This is a genomic window from Desulfobacula sp. (assembly GCF_030145145.1).
GTDB lineage: Bacteria > Desulfobacterota > Desulfobacteria > Desulfobacterales > Desulfobacteraceae > Desulfobacula.
The window spans coordinates 1-2,790 of record NZ_JAQYWD010000087.1; the positions used below are offsets into that span (position 1 = coordinate 1).

The 2,790-nt window shown below is 43.7% G+C and carries 2 protein-coding genes; both read right to left on the reverse strand.

The features are described from left to right. Positions 1-280 (reverse strand): PEP/pyruvate-binding domain-containing protein (locus Q1Q15_RS25370; protein ID WP_300465578.1); only part of this gene is annotated, 280 nt, incomplete at its 3' end. A gap of 9 nt (positions 281-289) precedes the next feature. After that, positions 290-2,131 carry a PEP-utilizing enzyme gene (locus tag Q1Q15_RS25375; RefSeq protein ID WP_300465580.1) on the reverse strand — a complete coding sequence of 614 codons (1,842 nt, stop codon included), beginning with the start codon at positions 2,129-2,131 and terminating at the stop codon, positions 290-292. Positions 2,132-2,790 lie beyond the last annotated feature (659 nt).

Sequence of the window (2,790 nt, forward strand, 5' to 3'; positions counted from 1 at the left end):
CCGGTGTGCTTTCAATGAGGGCCCGGATGGCCTTGCTGGCCTCTTCACCCGAATCCATATCATTGACTTTAATGCCATCCAGTATCCTGAAAATCTCCGTTTTGATCTGTCCCTGCTCAAGAAAAAGGGTATAGGCCTTTGTGGTTACGGCAAAGCCCGGCGGAACGGGAATCTTTGCTTTCAGCAATTCACCCAGGCTGGCGTTTTTGCCCCCCACAAGGGGAATGGATGTCAAATCGCACTCTTCAAACCAAAGGACGTAGTCATTTCTTTTTTCCATGATCCTGCCCTACCTTTCGATGTAGATTCTGCCGGTATCGCCATTTACCTTAATTTTCATACCGGATTTGATAATCGCCGTTGCATGGCCCGTTCCTACAACTGCCGGCATACCATATTCACGACACACAATCGCTGCATGGCACATGATACCGCCCACATCCGTGATAACCCCTCTTATTTTCTGGAACACCGGGGCCCAGGACGGCGAAGTGGTGGGGGCCACAAGGATTTCTCCCTCTTTGAGTTCTCCGATATCCTCAACCGACCGGCAGACCCTTGCAATGCCCTCAACCACACCGGGAGACCCTGCAAACCCTTCTATTTCATTGACTTTATCCGGATCACCGATTTCTTTTAATTTTGCCCATGCTGCCATGCTTTCATTGGTAATACCCCAAAGAACAATGGTAAACGGTTCTGAAATAACTTCAGGCGGGGTTCCCACCGCAGGGACAGGACGATTCTCTTTAAAAATTTTATAAACCCCTTTTCGCCACTGGATTTCTTCAGGCCAGTGCAGGGGACCATATCCTTTTGTGCCGCTGGCCCAGGCTGTCACCAGATCCCATAAGGCTTCCTTGATTTCACTGCGGTTCAGAAACCAGACATCTTCGGTTTCCTCGATGAAATGATGCTCTGCCATTATGACGGCCACTTCTCTCATCTTGTTCCAGAATACGGAATGAAACCAGTTCTCCACATAGAACATATGGTTCTCAGCAAATGGAACGACCATTTCTGAAGTGTCACGAAGTTGATCAAAGGTTTGTCGGTCCTGATCGGTTGTTAAAAGGGCTCTATACTCTTTAACTAATCTTTCCCGTTCTGCCCTGACGGCTTCCAGGGGCCGGTCAATGTTTTTACCGCTATTGAGTTTTTCGATATAAATTCGTACGGAACTCAAGGGAATATTCAGATTATCATTCCAGGAAGCATCATGATGATACCATCCGGTTCCCGTTGAAATATAAAACCATGGATACTTGGCGCCATCCCATGCACTGATCCATTTTTTACCCTTCTCAGACCCTTCAAGTTCTGAAATAACGATTTCAACGTCCTTGGTATCATCTCCTATTTGCGAATCAATGCCCAGTTCAATGGCCAGTTTGGCCAATTTTTTTAATTCTTCATCCGGTTTGTACAACATGACATCAATCCCTGCCACCATCTGGGAAATTTTCTGGAGGGGGATATCCGGAAAGGCTTTGGTACAAAAATCAACAAAGGTGACATACGCGGCATAGGAGAGGTTTAAAAACTCAAAATGATACTGCCAGCAGAGAATCCCCAAATTGATTAACTTGTCATAATTCGTGAGCAGTTCATACCCGCTTGAAGTGCCCAACCCGTTTTTAACCACCGAGATATCTTCCATTTCCGGCAGGGAGGGGAATTTAAGGGCTTCAAGATCAGAAATCACCCCTTTCATCTTCTTTTCCCATTGTTCATGAAGTGTATCCCAGTTTTCATAATAGTATCCAGCCCTTTCCATGAACAAGGGAATCCTTTTTTGAACTTCTTCAGGATCTGTCACCGGAACAGGAGAAATATAAACATTCCCGTTAATAATCCGATGATCAACACCCAGAGCCGGCGGAATCATGAAAATTCGGGTGTTAAACTGTGATAATGCCAGAAACCAGGCCTCATCCCATATAATATCAAACGGATACATCGGTTCAGGATAATGAAGTCCATCATTAAACCAGAACATATTGTTCTCATAGTCTTCTCGCTCTTTGTCTTTTGTTGTAAATTGATAATGGTACGGGTACATTCTTTCCCACCCTTCTGTGCCAGGAATTGTTGCGATTTCGTGGGGATTAGGAAACTTCTGATCAGCCATTTTTACCTCCATTTAAAAAATTAAGTGTTAAAAAAACCGACTAAACTAAAAACCCGATCCATACTTGCAAAAAACAAAGGACTGTGAGTAAGCGTAAAATCAAACCGGACGAAATTACTGAGACAACAAGTATGTTATGGATCAGTAATACGGTTTGATAAAAATAGTGTCAATTCAATTAAATTTATGGTCGGTATCATATTTTGTTATACCCTTGTCCGACATGGGTGTGAAAGAAAAATTGGATTGGATTTCACTGGATAACAGCGGGTAAAGAAACGTTAAAAAAAACGATACCGTCATAGAAATTAATGATTGTTTTTGGGTATGGGAATTTTGAAAGAATTTCGTCTATTGGTTTTCTATTTTGAAAAGAACCGGCTTGAACCAGTCCGTGCATCCCGGGATGGCCATTGCCTTTTCCTGAACCAGGGAAATAGTGTCAAGACCTGCCAGGGCATGGGGCATGGCAGGTCTGTTGAGTTATTATTTCATGGCCACCAGTTTATCTTTGGTTTTTTTTTTATTTCCGTCAGTTGCGGATGGTTTCACCAGCTTACCCAGTTCAGAATTGTCCCAGCGCTTAAACAGGTCATGTTCTATCCCCATATAATCCAGGACCTTTCCCACGGACTGGTTAATGATATCATCAATGGTTT